The organism is Comamonas testosteroni TK102 (genome assembly GCF_000739375.1).
Lineage (GTDB): Bacteria > Pseudomonadota > Gammaproteobacteria > Burkholderiales > Burkholderiaceae_C > Comamonas > Comamonas brasiliensis.
The window spans coordinates 4,813,552-4,828,649 of the sequence record NZ_CP006704.1 but is presented as its reverse complement, the minus strand read 5'-3'; the positions used below and the strand labels follow the sequence as shown (position 1 = coordinate 4,828,649).

The 15,098-nt window shown below is 61.7% G+C and carries 14 protein-coding genes; 5 read left to right on the top strand and 9 right to left on the bottom strand.

Annotated elements, in window-relative coordinates:
• The first annotated feature begins 2 nt into the window (after positions 1–2).
• Positions 3–1,391, top strand: a complete 1,389-nt coding sequence (locus tag O987_RS21805; RefSeq protein ID WP_043374755.1) for an efflux transporter outer membrane subunit — start codon at positions 3–5, stop codon at positions 1,389–1,391.
• Between the two features lie 14 nt (positions 1,392–1,405).
• Positions 1,406–1,648, top strand: a complete 243-nt coding sequence (locus O987_RS29895; RefSeq protein ID WP_080571290.1) for a transcriptional repressor — start codon at positions 1,406–1,408, stop codon at positions 1,646–1,648.
• A 446-nt stretch (positions 1,649–2,094) separates the two neighbouring features.
• Here the strand turns inward: O987_RS29895 and O987_RS21800 are convergent, their stop codons facing one another.
• Positions 2,095–2,859: an SDR family oxidoreductase gene (locus tag O987_RS21800; RefSeq protein WP_043374753.1), complete on the bottom strand. Its 765-nt coding sequence runs from the start codon at positions 2,857–2,859 to the stop codon at positions 2,095–2,097.
• A gap of 107 nt (positions 2,860–2,966) precedes the next feature.
• On the opposite strand from O987_RS21800, the gene O987_RS21795 reads away from it, so the two are divergent.
• Positions 2,967–3,899: a LysR family transcriptional regulator gene (locus O987_RS21795; RefSeq protein WP_043374751.1), complete on the top strand. Its 933-nt coding sequence runs from the start codon at positions 2,967–2,969 to the stop codon at positions 3,897–3,899.
• Between the two features lie 201 nt (positions 3,900–4,100).
• Here O987_RS21795 and O987_RS21790 read toward each other — a convergent pair whose 3' ends face one another.
• The 6 genes from O987_RS21790 to O987_RS21765 all read right to left on the bottom strand — a co-directional run bounded on the left by O987_RS21790 (position 4,101) and on the right by O987_RS21765 (position 10,458).
• The gene (locus tag O987_RS21790; RefSeq protein ID WP_043374749.1) at positions 4,101–4,691 is read right to left on the bottom strand and encodes a flavodoxin; all 591 of its coding nucleotides are present in this window, start codon (positions 4,689–4,691) and stop codon (positions 4,101–4,103) included.
• A gap of 75 nt (positions 4,692–4,766) precedes the next feature.
• Entirely contained in the window at positions 4,767–5,867 is a 1,101-nt protein-coding gene (locus O987_RS21785) for an alpha/beta hydrolase (RefSeq protein ID WP_080731583.1), read from the bottom strand.
• A 30-nt stretch (positions 5,868–5,897) separates the two neighbouring features.
• On the bottom strand, positions 5,898–6,974 hold the full coding sequence (locus tag O987_RS21780; protein ID WP_080731582.1) for an alpha/beta hydrolase: 1,077 nt from the start codon (positions 6,972–6,974) through the stop codon (positions 5,898–5,900).
• 3 nt (positions 6,975–6,977) lie between these two features.
• Entirely contained in the window at positions 6,978–8,174 is a 1,197-nt protein-coding gene (locus O987_RS21775; protein WP_043374742.1) for a cupin domain-containing carboxymuconolactone decarboxylase family protein, read from the bottom strand.
• Positions 8,171–9,598, bottom strand: a complete 1,428-nt coding sequence (locus O987_RS21770) for an MFS transporter (RefSeq protein ID WP_043374739.1) — start codon at positions 9,596–9,598, stop codon at positions 8,171–8,173. The genes O987_RS21775 and O987_RS21770 overlap by 4 nt, the downstream gene beginning before the upstream one ends.
• 8 nt (positions 9,599–9,606) lie before the next feature.
• Positions 9,607–10,458 carry an aldo/keto reductase gene (locus O987_RS21765; RefSeq protein ID WP_043374736.1) on the bottom strand — a complete coding sequence of 284 codons (852 nt, stop codon included), beginning with the start codon at positions 10,456–10,458 and terminating at the stop codon, positions 9,607–9,609.
• Positions 10,459–10,583: 125 nt separating this feature from the next.
• On the opposite strand from O987_RS21765, the gene O987_RS21760 reads away from it, so the two are divergent.
• A complete protein-coding gene (locus O987_RS21760) occupies positions 10,584–11,552 on the top strand; it encodes a LysR family transcriptional regulator (RefSeq protein WP_043374734.1) in 969 nt (322 codons plus the stop codon).
• Positions 11,553–11,713: 161 nt separating this feature from the next.
• Here O987_RS21760 and O987_RS21755 read toward each other — a convergent pair whose 3' ends face one another.
• Positions 11,714–12,616, bottom strand: coding sequence for a LysR substrate-binding domain-containing protein (locus tag O987_RS21755; protein WP_043374730.1), 903 nt, complete (start codon positions 12,614–12,616; stop codon positions 11,714–11,716).
• A gap of 129 nt (positions 12,617–12,745) precedes the next feature.
• Between O987_RS21755 and O987_RS21750 the strand changes: the two genes are divergently transcribed.
• Complete coding sequence (locus O987_RS21750) at positions 12,746–13,954, top strand: MFS transporter (RefSeq protein WP_043374728.1); 1,209 nt, start codon at positions 12,746–12,748, stop codon at positions 13,952–13,954.
• A 34-nt stretch (positions 13,955–13,988) separates the two neighbouring features.
• Here O987_RS21750 and O987_RS21745 read toward each other — a convergent pair whose 3' ends face one another.
• The gene (locus O987_RS21745) at positions 13,989–15,041 is read right to left on the bottom strand and encodes a threonine aldolase family protein (RefSeq protein WP_043374726.1); all 1,053 of its coding nucleotides are present in this window, start codon (positions 15,039–15,041) and stop codon (positions 13,989–13,991) included.
• Positions 15,042–15,098 lie beyond the last annotated feature (57 nt).

Sequence of the window (15,098 nt, the reverse complement as noted above, 5' to 3'; positions counted from 1 at the left end):
GCATGTACAAATGGAATGCAGTCCTGGCGTCGCTTGCCTTGGCTGGATGCGCGACAACGCAATCGCCTCAAGAGGCCAGAACCATGGCTCTGGATATTCCGCAGTCCTGGGCTCTGGAGAGGGGCGCTGGCAGCGAGGAAATCAGCACCAGTTGGTGGCAGAGCTTTGGCAGCACGGAGCTCAGCACCTTGGTCGAGCAGGCCGCAAGCCAGAGCCTGGATGTGGCGGCCGCCGTGGCGCGGGTGCAGCAGGCGGAGGCCAGAGCCGCTTATGCCGGCGCGGCTCTCTTGCCGGAAGTGAATGCGGATTTCGGGGCGACGAGATCGGCTGCACTGGACAGTCATACGGAAAGAAACGCCAGCACCTGGCGGGTCGGCCTGTCGAGCAGTTACGAGCTGGATTTCTGGGGGCGTCAGCGCGCCTTGAGGGATGCGGCCGAGTCGGGCAGACAGGCCAGCGTCTTCGACCGCGAGACAGTGCGTCTGACGGTCACGGCCTCGATAGCCCAGGCCTGGCTGCAGTGTGTGGGCTTGCGTGAGCGCGCTGAGATTGCCCGGCTCAATCTCGAGATTTCCGAGCGGCTGCTGAAGCTGGTGGAGTCCAGGGCCCGCTACGGGGCGGCAAGCTCCGTGGAGCTGGCCCAGCAGCGCGGCCAGGTCGCCGCTCAGCAGCGTGCCCTGGCTTCGCTGCGTAAACAGACGGCTGACGCGCATGCGGTGCTGGCCCTGCTGTCGGGGCAATGGTCCATGGACCCGGTGAGCGAGACGAGTCTTTCGAATCTGAAGGTGCCGGGCATTGGCTTGGGCGCGCCTGTGGATCTGATCACACGCAGACCGGACATGGCGAAGGCCGAGGCATTGCTGCTTGCTGCGGATGCCAATCTTGGCGCCGCCAGGGCCGCTATGCTGCCCCGCGTGACGCTGAGCGCAGGCCTGAACTCCGAGAGCGGAACATTGGGCAGGGTGCTGGAGAACCCCCTGTCCTCGCTGGCCGCAGGAATCCTGGCGCCGATTTTTGATGCCGGGCGACTGGCCTCGAACCGGGACCTGGCTGCAGCACAGAAGCAGGAGCTGGTGATTGCCTACCGCCAAGCCATACTGCAGGCCTTTGGCGACGTTCAAACCGCCTTGAATGCGGTCGATGGTGTTGAGAAGCAGGCGCTGGCCCAGGCCGTGGAACTGGCCCAGGCTCAGAGGGCACTCTCGTTGGCCGAAAGCCGATACAAGGCCGGAGCGGACAATCTGCAGACCTTGCTGGATGTGCAGCGTGTGGCCTATCAGAGCCGGGATCTGGCCGTTCAGATCCGTCAGGAGCGTCTGCAGGCGAGCATCGCTCTATACCGGGCCCTGGGAGGCGGCTGGAGACGAACCCCGGAGGGGCCAGAGGGTTGAGGAATGTCAGCGTGATGCAACGGTTGAGGGCTGCAGGGCTTCGTCCAACCGTCGCCAGAATTGGGGTGCTGCAGGTCCTGCTGAGCTCTGCTCCACATGCGCTCAGCAGAGACGAGATCTATCGTCAGCTATACCTTCGGGGAACCCCAGTCAGTGTGGGAACCGTCATGCAGGTGGTGGCCCAGCTGAGCAAGCTGGGGGTTGTGCATCACAACGGCAGACAAGGTCGGGAGTCTGGCTACCTGCTTCAAAGTTGAGTCACTCTGCAAGAAGACTTCCATCTGCGGGGGGCGGCATTTGCAGTCGTCCGGTAATCAAAGCCAGATGTTTGCCTGTGGTCTGAAACCCCTGCGAGGTCGAGCCTGACGCTTTGACCTGGCGCCTGCATGGACAAGAAAAAAGCCATATCCCAAAGCATTGATTTTTTGTAAGAGCGCTTGAACATGAGCCGCAAAGGCAATTGCTGGGTGAACGCTCCCACTGAAAAGAGTTGCCTGCTACGGCAAAAAATGTCGATAACAGGCAAAAAGCTATTTGGATAAAACTTGGACTGGTTTTACGTGGCTGGACCAAGCTTTTGTCCGTATCTCCGGCGGCTCAGTTTTACGTGGAGACCAACCGCATGCGGATGCTGTCGAAGTCGGCGCGCAGCAGTTCGGGGGCGGTGGACAGGTTCATCGTCGGCTCCTTTCGAGGGCAGCAATCAGACCTGGGCCTGGCCGCCATCGGCGAACAGCTCGATGCCGTTGACAAAGGCCGAGTCGTCCGAGGCCAGGAAAACGGCGGCCTTGGCGATGTCTTCCGGCTGGCCCATGCGGCCGAGCGGCACCTGGGTGGTGAGGTAGTCGAGCAGGCCCTGCTGCTGCGCGGCATCCGGTCCGGCCAGTTCCACCAGGCCCGGGGTATGGATGGGGCCGGGCGACAGTGTGTTGACGCGGATGGCGCGGCCCTTGAGGTCCAGAATCCAACTGCGGGCCAAGTTGCGCACGGCCGCTTTGGTCGCACTATAGATGCTGAAGTTGGCGGTGCCGAGCACGCTGGTGGTCGAGCCAGCAAGGATGACGGATGCACCGGCCGTCGCCTTGTCGAGCAGCGGCAGCGCCTTCTGCACGGTGAACACCACGCCCTTGACGTTGCGGTCGAAGGTTTCGTCGAAATGCGCCTCGGTGATGCTGCCCAGCGGGAGCATGCCACCGCCGCCGGCGTTGGCATACAGGACGTCGAGGCGGCCTTGCTCAGCCTGCACCTGGGCATAGAGCCTGTCGAGGTCGGCGAGCTTGGTCGAATCCGCCTGCACACCGTGGGCCTGCGGGCCGATGGCGGCTACGGCCGCGTCGAGCTCGGCTTGGCGGCGGCCGGTGATGTAGACGGTGGCGCCTTCCTGGGCGAAGGCCTTGGCGGCGGCCAGGCCGATGCCTGTTGTGCCGCCGGTGACGACTGCGATCTTGCCTGCAAGCTTCTGGGCCATGAGATTTCTCCGTGAGTGATAAGAAGCCTCAAGCTTAGATAGTTCATTTGGATGAATAAACGGGATAATTTCTACAATTAAATTCATGGTGGTGAATAATCAAGGCCATGGACCAGTTGCTTGCTTTGAAGGTTTTCGTGCGGATCGCCGAAACGGGTGGTTTTTCGCGGGCTGCCGACTCGATGAACATTCCTCGGCCCACCGTGACCAAGCTGGTGCAGGACCTGGAGCAGCATCTCGGCGCTCGATTGCTGCAACGCACGACGCGCCGAGTCAGCGTGACGGCAGACGGCTCGGCCTACTACGAGCGTGCCAAGCGGCTGATTGCCGAGCTGGAAGATATGGATCATTTGGCCAGCGGAGCACGCGCCCAGCTGCGGGGCCGGTTACGGGTCGATGTGGGCTCCGTGCTGGCCAACAGAATTCTGATTCCTGCGCTGCCGCAATTCCGGCAGCGGTATCCGGACCTGCAGCTCGAACTAGGCGTGAGCGACCGCCCGGCCGATCTGATCAGTGACGGAGTGGACTGCGTGATCCGTGGCGGCGACCTTCCGGATTCGACCCTGGTGGCGCGACGCTTGGCGGACCTGGAGTGGGTAACGTGTGCATCGAAGGATTACCTGGCCGTCCACGGGCAGCCCCGACATCCCGATGACTTGATCGCCCGGCATCCGGAAGGCGGAGCGCCGATGCACTCGCTCGCAGGCTATTTTTCGTCCCTGAGCGGCCGTGCTTTTGCGCTGGAATTCCACAGGGGCAGTGAACGGGTGCTGGTCAAGGCCGACGAAGCCACCTCGGTCAACGAGAGCACGGCACACTTGAACGTGCTGGTCCATGGCCTGGGGATCGGCCAGACCTTCCGCTTCGCTGCGGCCCCCTATCTGGCCGATGGCACTCTTCAGGAGGTGCTGACCGACTGGTCCCGTCCGGCCCACACGATCCGACTGGTGTATCCCGGCAACCGGCAGCTTGGCGCCAAGATCCGCGCCTTTGCGGACTGGGCAGCGGAGATCTTTCAGAGCTATAGCGAACCCAAATAGTCCAGAGGAGGACTCGGTCACATAACCGTCACCTGAAGGAGGCCACTGATGTCTCCAATCGGCCTGAAGCAGGCTCAGCCAGAGAGACTTTCGAAGACTGCTTCTTGCTGATTGACGATCGATGCATAGCGACCCGTTGCAGTCGTTCGAGCTGTCTCCGCAATGTCTGCTTTGCAGTGCATAACGGACATCGACGACGCTCTAGTCCGGTCCGCGAGCAGACTTCAGCCAGTCGTTGACGTGATTCATCGTCCGGCGCTCTTGATCCGCCTCCATGGAGAAGGCAGGCCGCAAGCGTGCCCGAGGCGCGCCCTGGGCGAGCACGGCCAGGCTGCTTCCAAGTCCGTAGCCGCCATGAGTGATGAACGGGATCAGGTCCTTGTCTGACAGGTCGTGGCTTGTCAGGAATCCCAGGATCACCGGTGGCGTGGTCTCGCCCCAGATGGGAAAGCCGAGGTAGATCGTGTCGTACCTCGCAATGTTGATTACCGCGCGTCCTAAGGGCCGCTCGCGACCACTGTCGCGTTCCTGGCGCGCCTCTTCGACCGTGGCCAGATAGTCGTCGGGATAGGGCACCTTCGGTTGAAGCTCGAAGAGGTCAGCCCCGAGCGACCTCTGGATGAGCCCTGCGACGACACGGGTGTTGCCTGACCTCGAAAAGTAGGCGACTAGCGTCGACGTTCGGTCTGCACGCCTACCGTCCTGTTGTGCTGGTGCCGCTCTGGCGATCAGCGGGAGAGGAGTTATGGCCGCCATCAATGCGCGACGAACCGAGTCCGCGCTGTCCTTCATCTGAAACTCCTTGATGCAGGGCCGGCACCGGGCCCGCTCTTCGTTTGACCCGCTGTGGAGGGCCCAGCCAGAGGGTTAGACGTTCCTTGCGTAGAACAGCGTCAACTTGGCCACCGCCGCCTCTACGTACTTCGGGACCCAGTACGTCTCTATGTGCGTCGCGCCTTCAATCAGGAACAGCTCCTTGTCCTTGGCGCCCGTCGCCTTGGGGAGCGCCACCTCGGTCATGTAGAGGCTGTCGGCTTTGCTGCCGGCAATCATGAGCAGCGGCTGCTCGATCAACTCGAGCTGGTCCGTGGCGTCCCAGCGCATCAGGTCGAGCAGGCTGCTGGTGGTGTACTTGAAGGTGGAGCCGGGATGAGCATGCGTGCGCCAGTAATACTCGTAGCCTTGCCGGTACATCTCGAACGGCAGCGCGGCGATCTGCGCGTCCGTCATGTCCGCGTCACCCGAATAGAGAATCTTGCCGCCGGCCACCTGCTGGGCGCGGGCGTCGGACGCTTGCTTCAGGCGCTGCTGGATGGTGGCAAGCTGAGAGTCCGCGAAGCCGTTGCGACGGACCCGACCGGAGTTGAACATGCTGAGCGTCGCCACTGCCTTGAAGCGCTTGTCGGTCTTCGCCGCGGCGAGCGAATAGCCGCCGCCACCGCAGATGCCGAGGAGGCCGAGTCGCGTGGCATCCACCCCGGCGTAGTTGGTGATGAAGTCTGCCATGCCGTGGATGTCCTCGATGCGGTTCGTCGGCGTGTCCACCGAGCGAGGCAGTCCACCGCTCCCACCTTGATAGGCCGCATCGGCCGCGATGGCAACGTAGCCGTGTTCCGCCAGCCGCTGCGCATACAGGCCGGCCGTCTGTTCCTTCACACCGCCGTTGGGGTGTGCGACGACGACTGCGGCGTACTGCTTCGCCGGGTCGAAGTTCGGCGGCGTGTAGACGTTGGCGACGATGTCCAGGCCGTTGAGCTTGTACGTCACCGGATGGATGTTGACTCTGCCGGCAACGTTGGTGGTGATGGCATCACCGTAGACCAGAGTGAACGGGTTCTTCCGATAGTCGGCTGCTGCGACTGAAGTGGGCGAGATCATCGCTGAAACTCCAAGGGTGGCTGCGGAAATGGCGAGGGCCGAAGTGCCGAGGAACTCGCGGCGCTTCGCGTCGATGGCGTCATGGGTCATTGGGGTGTCGCTCGCTGTCGATGTTGTGGGTCAGTCCAGCTTCTTCTGGACCAGGAAGGCGGTCACAATGTCGGCGATCTGCACGTTGTTCAGGTCGGACATGAGGAAGTGCGTGTTCCCGCGCACGTCGATGTCGGGCAGATGCACGAGTCTGGCATCACCGCCATGCCTGTTCACGGCCTCCATCCAGAGGCGAGCCATGGCCAGCCGCACCCGCCAGTTGTCCTGGCCGCGCTCCGTCGTCGGCTCGATCGGGAAGTTGTCGCCGTAGAAGATCACGATGGGAATGCGGGTAAGCTTCTGGAAGTCTGCGGCGGACACGGACTCGGGCGCCAGGGTTCCCGCTGCGCTGGGCATGGCTGGCGGCAACTCGCCCTCCGGGAAGATGAATCCGCTGCCCGGCTCGAAGGCAACGACGGCTTTCACGTTCGGGCTCTTGATGGCCGCCAGCCAGCCCGGGCCGCCGCCCTGCGAGTGCGTGAACAGGATCGCCGGCCCGACCTTGGTGAAGAGCGCGGCCAACGCCTCGGAAATGACACCCGCGTCGAAGGGGCCGGTGTTGGGCGTGACCGAGCGGAGGAACTGGTTCAGCGTCTCCGGATCACGGTCGAACTGGACATTGCTGAAGTAGGCAGGCCACTTGCCGAGCCGGAACTGGTCGAAGAACAGTTGGTCGTTGGGCGTCGGTTCGGTCGTGGCCGCGACCGTGCTGCTTCCCGCTCGCCCGCGGCGAGGCTGGTCGACGAGGTACACGGGGAAGCCACGGCGCAGGAACAAGGTCTGGAAGCCCTCGCGTCCATCCGCCGTCGTCTCCCAGCTGCGGGCCGACTGGAAGGCCCCGTGCAGCATGACGATGGGAAGCGACTTCGGGTACTGGGGTACTTGGTAGAAGGCATAGAGGTGGTCGCCATGCAAGCTCTGGCCAGCCGACGTCGGCCTGTTGTTGTCGTAGCTGCCAGGCGTCGTCTTCACGGTGCCGCCGATGGTAAAGCTACCCTGGCTTTGGATGACCAGGGGTTCTGTGCCGCCGCCTGTCAGCGAGGCACAGCCGCCCAGCAGGACCGCTATCGCCAGGGTCCCGACGCAGAGGTATCGAGGGATGTTCATGAATCAACCTTCCGATGCGGCACCAATGGCCTGCGCGAGTGCTTCATCGGCTCTGGCCGCGACCTCCGGACCGACGTGCTCGGCGAGCGTCCGAACGAGCTGTTGCAACTGCTGCGCGGTCAAGCCGACGCGCAGGCTGGCTCGCATGTGCGACCGAAGCTGGGCTTGCGCGCCAGGGGTAGCGGCCAACGCACCCACCGTGGCGAGCTCGCGGCTCTGCCAGTCGAGGTTGTCGCGCTCGAAGATGTCGCCGAACAGATGGGCTTGCAGGAACTGGTTGATGACGGGCGCGAACTCGAAGACCGGCCCTTGGACGGGCCCGCCTGAAATCTCGCTCTGATTCGTCTGACCCACGGTCACCAGCTCATTTCCAGTGGCGACCGGGCGACTGGGTTCGCGACCCAGATCGTCATGGGTGCCTTGCTGCTTGCGCAGGTCCACCACCTTGAGGAGCTCGCCCAGCGCGTTCAGGCTTCTGGGAAATCCCGCGTAGGCGTAGAGCTGCACCAGGACCTCCTTGGCCTCGCTGATCGTGAGCCCGTCGTCGAGCCCCTGATTCAACGCGGCATTGAGACGCGGCATATCGCTGGCGGCCATGAAGGATCCAGTCAGGACGATGGCACGCTGCCTCGCGGTCAAGGTCTCGGAGCGAGGCGCAAGGGTCTTGGCGCTCGTTGCCTGCGGGGCATTCGAGACACGTAATCCCGCACCGGTCAACGCAGCGCGATAGTCCTGCTCGGTGACCTTGTCCTGCCAAGTCACCGCAGTGCCGTTCTCCTTCTCTGCGATGGCCAGATGAACCATGGGGCCGGAAGGACCCGCGCCATGCCAATGACGCGCGTGGGGAGGGATGGTCACGATGTCGCCAGGTCGGATGACGTGTGCCGGCTGCCCCTGCTGCTGCACCAGCCCCAGTCCCTCCACCACGATCAGCGTCTGACCCAGCGGGTGGGTGTGCCAAGCCGTCCGGGCCCCGGCTGAGAAGGTCACCGTGGCGCCTCCCGCCGTGCCCGGAGGTACCGCCTGGAAGGGAGAGCTGACGCGGACGGTGCCGGTGAAGGTCTCGGCAGGGCCGGCCATGACCCGCTGCGAGGCGGCGGAACGGACCTCAACGACCTCGCGGACGGGCTCCGCATCGGGAAGCGGCGCTGCACTTGCCGCCGCTGCGCCGCCAAGTGCGATACACAGAAGTGATTTCATGAGAGGACCTCCAGCTTTCGCGCCTGCCGGTGGCGCGGCAGCACGATGAAAAACAATACGGCGATCAGCGCCAAGCCCACCAGCACGGCGGCCACATCCATGACGGCTGAGATTCGGAGTGCGAGGCCTGCGGCGTCGAGCCTTGTCTCGGGCGCGGCATTCGCGAACACCAGCACCAAGAGAGCGAGACCCAACGCACCGCCCAGTTGATGGGCCACGTTGACCAGCCCCGATGCCGCGCCCGCATCCTCATGGGCGACCCCGGCCACGCCAGCGGCGGTGAGCGGCGCCAACAGCAGGCCCTGTCCGAAACCGATTAGCACCATCGGTAGGGCCACACCTGTCCAGTAGGTGGACTCGACGCCGGCTTGGCCGAGCCACGCCAGGCCGATCACACCAAGCAGAAGTCCAGCCGTCAGCAGCGTCTCGTTGCCGAACCGGCGGGCCAGCTTAGGCACCGCCATCGCCGAAGCGAAGTTGGGCAGAGTGACCGGCAGGAAGGCCAGTCCGGCCTGGATCGGACGCAGGTGGAGCACACCCTGCAGGAACTGGGTGGAGAAGAACCAGAAACCGACCGCGCCGCCCAGGAAGAGCATGCGCGCCAGGTAGGCCCCGGTCCGTTCGCGGTTGGCCAGCAAGCGCAATGGCAGGATGGGTTGGCTGACGCTGAGTTCGATTACGACGAAGACGACGATCAGGGCCGCCCCGCCTACCAGGGCAGCTAGCGCGAGGCGGTCGCTCCAGCCGACGTCGGCAGCTCGCACCAGTCCGTAGACCAGCGCCGTCATCCCCAAGGTGGAGGTGATAGCGCCGCCAATGTCGAAGCGTCCCGGGTGCCGCGGCGTCTCTTCAATATGTCGACGCGCCGCGGCGATGAGCAGCAGCCCGATGGGCAGGTTGATGAAGAACCCGGCCCGCCAGGAGACCAGGTCGGCGAAGAATCCGCCCAACACCAGTCCCAAGGTCGCGCCCACGCCTGCCGCAGCCGCATAGAGGGACAGCGCGCGAGTCCGCTCCGGACCTTCGGCGAAGTGGGTGGACAGCAAGGCCAGCGTCGAGGGCGCCAGCACCGCGGCACCAGCGCCCTGGATGGCGCGTGACGCCAGCAGCCAGGTCGTGGAGGGCGCGAACCCGATTGCCACCGAGGCCAGCGTGAACACCGCCAACCCGAGGATGAACATGCGCTTGCGGCCAAGGACGTCACCGGCCCGCGCTCCCAGCAGCAACAAGCCGCCGAAGGTCAGGGTGTAGGCGTTGGTGACCCATGACAGCTGCGCAGCAGAAAAGCCCAGACTGCTCTGGATGCGTGGCAGGCCGGTGATGACAATGGAGATGTCCACCACGATCATCAGATAGCTAGCCACGATGATGGCCAGGATCGTGCTCGTATTGCGCGGCGACGAGTTCGGTGAGGCGATGCTCATGTTGTCACTCAGATGTCGAGCTTGCGCTCGGACATCCACTTGACGATGGACGGATCGCGATGCGAGAAGAAGCTGCTCGTGTTGGTGTCGAGCGCGGCGATGTGCGCCATGTCGGTGTCTTCAAGGGCGAAGTCAAAGATGGCGATGTTCTCGGCCATACGTTCCTTGCGCACGGATTTGGCGAGGGCCACGATGCCGCGCTGCACCAGCCAGCGCAGTACCACCTGGCCCACCGACTTCCCGTGCCGCTCGGCGATGCCCATCAACACCTCGTTATGGAACAGGCCATTGCGGCCCTCCGCGAAAGGCGCCCAGGCTTCGGCCTGAACGCCGATGTCCAGCATGAAAGGCGCTGCCTCGCGCTGCTGCAGGAAGGGGTTGACTTCGACCTGGTTGACCGCCGGCGCAATTTCGTTGAACGCCTTGATGTCCATCAGGCGGTCCGGATGAAAGTTGCTCACGCCGATGGCGCGGAGCTTGCCGGCCCGGTAAGCATCCTCCATCGCTCGCCAGGAGCCATGAACGTCACCGAACGGCTGGTGGATCAGGTAGAGGTCAAGGTAGTCGAGTCGAAGCCGCCGAAGTGACTTCTCGATGGCCTGCTGGGTGCGCTCATAGCCGGTCTCCTGCACCCACAGCTTGCTGGTGACGAACAACTGGTCGCGCGCGATGCCGCTGGCGCGCAGGCCGTTGCCCACGGCTTCCTCATTCATGTAGGAGGCCGCCGTGTCGATCAGGCGGTAACCTGTCTCGATGGCATCGGCGACGCTTCGCTCGCACTCCTTGGGGTCCACGATCTGGAAGACACCATAACCGGTGATGGGCATCTGGAGACCGTTGTTCAGGACGACATGTTGCATGGGTTGTTCCTCGTGGGACGTTCAATGAGATGAACTTTAGGCATCGCACTGGCATCTGAATAGTGACATTCAGGTTGATGAATTGGCTCCAAATTGATGACAATGTCCATGAAGGAGAGCTTTCCATGGCCATCAACGAGCTACGTTCCATCACGACCTTCATCAAGGCCGCAGAGCTGGGGAGCCTGCGCAAGGCGGCACTGGCGCTTGGCATCAGTCCGCAGGCAGCAAGCAAGGCCTTGGCCCAGCTTGAAGCCCATCTGGACGCCCGTCTGTTCCATCGCACGACCCGGGTGATGTCGCTGACCGATGCCGGCCAGCGGCTGTTCGAGGACGTCCATCCGTCGCTGTTGGGCATGCAGCGGGCTCTTCAGACGGCGAGGTCGGCGAAGGACGAATTTGCCGGACCGCTCCGCATCACTGGCCCGCGAACGACGTTCCAGCCGATCCTGTGGCGCCTTGTCGAAGAGTTCTGCGACCTGCATCCCGGCATTCAGCCTGACGTGCTGCTGGAGGATCGCATCGGCAACTGGGTCGAGGATCGGGTCGACGTAGGCTTCCGTCTCGGGCCATCCCCCCATGAGGGAGTCATCGCACGCCGACTGTTTCCGGTGCAGTTGCCCATCTGCGGTGCGCCTTCGTACTTCCAGCGACACGGTGTGCCGCTGACGCTGGGGGACCTGGCTGCACACCGATGTAGTGCCTACCGGCACCCGAGCACCGGGAAAGTTCTGCCCTGGCGCGTGAGGATTGACGACGAGCCGGCGGACCAGCCCGTGGTGCCGGCCATCTGCAGCAACGACGAGCTGTTCGAGCTTCAGGCCGTCCTTGCCGGACGTGTGCTGGGGCAACTCGCCGGCGTGACGGCGGCGCCTTACATCCGTTCGGGGCAGCTGGTGCCGGTCCTGGTCGAGCACATGCCCAACTACGCCAGCTACTTCGTCTACTACGGAAGCAGATCGTCGCAACCCGCCCGAGCGCGCGCGTTCATCGACTTGGCCCTTCAGCGGCTGGGCGAGACCTGCGAGTACGTCCTTGGCCCCAAGGATTTGCGCGGCAATCCACCGTCCAAACGCTCTGCCAAGAAGGTATGAAGACAGGAGCGGTTTCCTATGACTTAAGGCCTTTTATCTATAAGCCCACGTCCGCTTTTGCCTGGAAGCCGTCGTTTTGTGATGCACTGCGGCTGTCCGCTCGTGGCCGATAGCAGCCAACGCCGAGGACTGCTCGCGAGCCAGGGCAGATATGGCAATGGTCAGTCTTTGGGGCTTCTATCCGCAGCAACAATACTCAAAAGCCATTGTTTCAGCATCGCAGCTGCAGGGCGCAAGTCTGCTCCTTTTGCGTTCACCACATAGTAGCCCTTGCCGACATCCAGGCGCGCATCGAACGGTTCGCAAAGTGTCCCTTCGCGCACTTCGGCCTCTGTCAGTATGGCGCTGCTCAGGACGACGCCCTGTCCATGCCGGGCAGTCTCTATGGCCAAGATGGACTGATCGAAATGCTGACCAGGTATGGCTGCTATCTGCGTATCGCTTAGCGTGCTGAACTGCCGAAGCCACGATACCCAATGCGGCTGCAACGTTGTGTGCAGCAGGGTGGCTCGACGCAAGTCATCTGGCGTTTTTAGGTGCAGCTTAGCGGCGTATTCTGGAGAACAGTACAGGCGTGCTTCATCGCTGCATAGCAGTGCTACGTCTAAGGTGGGATCTTTTCCATTGAAGTAGCGGATTGCAAGGTCGACACGATCTCGTTCGAAATCAATCATTGCCGTATCTGCACTCAGATGCAGAGATGTGCCTGGGCATTTGGCCAGAAATCCCTCCATCCTTGGGGCGAACCACTTAGCTGCCAGTGTGGGAGGCATAGACAGCCAAACTTCATTGGCATGGCTGAGCCGAAGCTGATCGCTGGCCTGTTGAATACGGGCAAGTGCAGGTTTGATACCGGCCCAATACGCTGATGCCTCAGCGGTCGGATGCAACTGCCGCACTCCCCGAACAAACAGTAGTACTCCTAGCCAATCTTCGAGCTTCCGAATTTGCTGGCCGACCGCACCTTGTGTGACATGCAGGTCCTGTGCAGCCTGGGTAAAGCTGTGGTGCTTCATGACAGCATCAAAAACCAGCAAAGATTTGATAGGGAGTGAAGATTCCATTGGATAGATTTTCTATTGCATGAGAGAGCTTAAATCGGTTGTGCGAAATGATCTTTCTCGGGAGAATTTCGCCCAACCTGCAGCGATGGTTCGCTCAACTGACTTTGCTCACTCAGTGCATCTGCATACATGAAAAATCAAAAAACCTGGTCACTGGTCTTGGTGGCATCGGTGATTCTGATGGTCACCATGGGGGCACGGCAGTCCATGGGATTGTTCCTGTCGCCCTTGAATACGCATACGGGCTTGGGCATAGCAAACATCAGCTTTGCAATGGCTGTCGCTCAGCTGGTGTGGGGGGCAGTGCAGCCTGTCTTTGGCGCAGTGGCTGATCGCTGGGGCCCCGGTCGGGTTATTGTGCTGGGGGCATTCATGCTGGCAGCGGGATCTGCGCTGACCACGCAGGTCACCAGCCAATGGGGATTGATTTTCGCAGTGGGCTTGTTGAGCGCTGCAGGCGCTGGAGCGGGAAGCTTTTCTATCCTCATTGGAGCCACCGCGCAGCGCATCCCTGCGGAGCGACGCTCCTTCGCTGGAGGCGTTATCAACGCTGGTGGAAGTTTGGGGCAGTTCATCTTCGCGCCGTTGAACCAGGCGGTGATGTCGGCCTATGGCTGGATGAGCGCCATGTGGATGATGGCTGTCGTGGCGCTCACCACGGCACCGATGGCATGGTGGCTGCGCAAGACGCCTGTGCAAGCGAGTACAGCCAATTCATCCCGAGATGCAATTACCCTGCGCCAGCAACTCGGAATTGCGTTTAGGGACAAGAGTTATTGGTGTTTGCATGCCGGGTTCTTCACTTGCGGATTTCATATCGCATTTCTGGTGACGCACATGCCTGGTGAAGTCGACCTGTGTGGTTTGAGCCCTGGCGTGGCTTCGACTTCACTGGCGATTATCGGCCTCTCGAATGTGTTCGGTAGTCTGTTCGCGGGTGCATTAGGTTCCAGGGTGCGCATGAAGATGATCCTTTTCTGGATGTATGCATCGCGCGTTGTGGCCATCGTTCTTTACATGGCCGCTCCGAAAGAGCCTTGGACCTTTTACATCTTTGCGGCAGCTTTGGGCGTGACTTGGCTCGCCACTGTGCCACCGACCGCAGGGCTCACCGGCAAGCTGTTTGGCGCTCGTTACCTCGGGACCCTTTTTGGGCTGACGTTGTTGAGCCATCAGATCGGTGGATTCTTGGGTGCTTGGTTGGGGGGCGTGGCCGTTGTCCAGACTGGCAGTTACGAATGGATGTGGTGGGCCGATGCCGCTTTGGCCCTGGCTGCTGCTTTCGTCAACCTGCCCATCAGGGAAGCCAAGCCCGCAGAGCGACTGGCCACCGCCTAATCACGGTAATTGCTACGCGGGCTCGGAGTCGTGGTCAGTGACTGTGCTCCATGTGCGATGCCTGCTCGAGATGTCTTAAGAACGCATTTACATGCTGCTCCTCTGTGGCCCATGACGTCACCAGACGGACGATGGAGCTGTCTTCGTCAAACTTGCTCCATACGTAGAAGGAGAAATGAGCTTGCAATGCCGCAATAACCCCATTGGGGAGAATCGGGAAAAGCTGGTTGGTCTCTGTATCTGCGGACAACTGGTAACCCGTAGCCAGGATGCCTGACGCCAGCTTCGCTGCCATGACATTTGCGTGGCTGGCGAGGGATGTAAAAAGCGGCTTGGGACCAAAGAGCTGCTGAAATTGGATACCCAGCAGTCGGCCTTTGGCCAGCATGCCTCCGCGTTGTTTGATGTGGAATGCAAAGTCTTCGGCAAGCATTGGATTGTTGACGACGATGGCTTCTCCCAATAACGCGCCCACCTTGGTACCTCCGATCCAAAAGAGGTCCACCAACGACGCAATGTCCTCCAAATTGACATCGTTCTTGGACGATGCCAAGGCAGCACCAAGCCGAGCTCCATCAAGGAAAACAAGAAGACCACGCTTTTTGGCGAGTGTGGAAATGGCACGCAGCTCGGCCAACGTGTAGATAGTTCCTGTCTCGCTGGCGTTGGAGAGGTAGATCAGCCGTGGTTTCGCCATGTGCGGAAAGTGTGCATTGCTTGCCAGTGAACCTTCGATTGCATCAGGAGTGAGTTTTCCATTGACCGGAGGTACGGTAATCAACTTATGTCCCGTGGCCTCAATTGCGCCGGCCTCACGCACCACGATATGGCCCGTGTCAACGGCAATCACCGCCTCATGGGGGCGAAGGCAACTTGAGATTGAGATGATGTTGGCCATGGTGCCGCTGGCCACAAAATGAATAGAGCCCTGGAAACCAGTACCCAGATGTTCCTTGATACGGAGCACGGCATCCTGTGAATGGCTATCGGTGCCATACGGGCTCTCCTGCGTGAGATTGGAGTCAGCCAATGCTTGCAGGATGTCTGGATGGGCACCTTCGCTGTAGTCGTCGAGGAAGCTAAACATGTTTGGTTGGAATGGTCTTGGTTTCACACCCTGCGGGCTATGCGGGTTCGAATCACA

Bases quoted from the DNA above. Each gene is read 5' to 3' on its own strand.
- O987_RS21800 (WP_043374753.1), bottom strand. From the start codon at position 2,859: ATGGCCCAGAAGCTTGCAGGCAAGATCGCAGTCGTCACCGGCGGCACA.
- O987_RS21775 (WP_043374742.1), bottom strand. From the start codon at position 8,174: ATGAAATCACTTCTGTGTATCGCACTTGGCGGCGCAGCGGCGGCAAGT.
- O987_RS21765 (WP_043374736.1), bottom strand. From the start codon at position 10,458: ATGCAACATGTCGTCCTGAACAACGGTCTCCAGATGCCCATCACCGGT.
- O987_RS21785 (WP_080731583.1), bottom strand. From the start codon at position 5,867: ATGACCCATGACGCCATCGACGCGAAGCGCCGCGAGTTCCTCGGCACT.
- O987_RS29895 (WP_080571290.1), top strand. From the start codon at position 1,406: ATGCAACGGTTGAGGGCTGCAGGGCTTCGTCCAACCGTCGCCAGAATT.
- O987_RS21805 (WP_043374755.1), top strand. From the start codon at position 3: ATGTACAAATGGAATGCAGTCCTGGCGTCGCTTGCCTTGGCTGGATGC.
- O987_RS21755 (WP_043374730.1), bottom strand. From the start codon at position 12,616: ATGGAATCTTCACTCCCTATCAAATCTTTGCTGGTTTTTGATGCTGTC.
- O987_RS21780 (WP_080731582.1), bottom strand. From the start codon at position 6,974: ATGAACATCCCTCGATACCTCTGCGTCGGGACCCTGGCGATAGCGGTC.
- O987_RS21770 (WP_043374739.1), bottom strand. From the start codon at position 9,598: ATGAGCATCGCCTCACCGAACTCGTCGCCGCGCAATACGAGCACGATC.
- O987_RS21790 (WP_043374749.1), bottom strand. From the start codon at position 4,691: ATGAAGGACAGCGCGGACTCGGTTCGTCGCGCATTGATGGCGGCCATA.
- O987_RS21745 (WP_043374726.1), bottom strand. From the start codon at position 15,041: ATGTTTAGCTTCCTCGACGACTACAGCGAAGGTGCCCATCCAGACATC.
- O987_RS21760 (WP_043374734.1), top strand. From the start codon at position 10,584: ATGGCCATCAACGAGCTACGTTCCATCACGACCTTCATCAAGGCCGCA.
- O987_RS21795 (WP_043374751.1), top strand. From the start codon at position 2,967: ATGGACCAGTTGCTTGCTTTGAAGGTTTTCGTGCGGATCGCCGAAACG.
- O987_RS21750 (WP_043374728.1), top strand. From the start codon at position 12,746: ATGAAAAATCAAAAAACCTGGTCACTGGTCTTGGTGGCATCGGTGATT.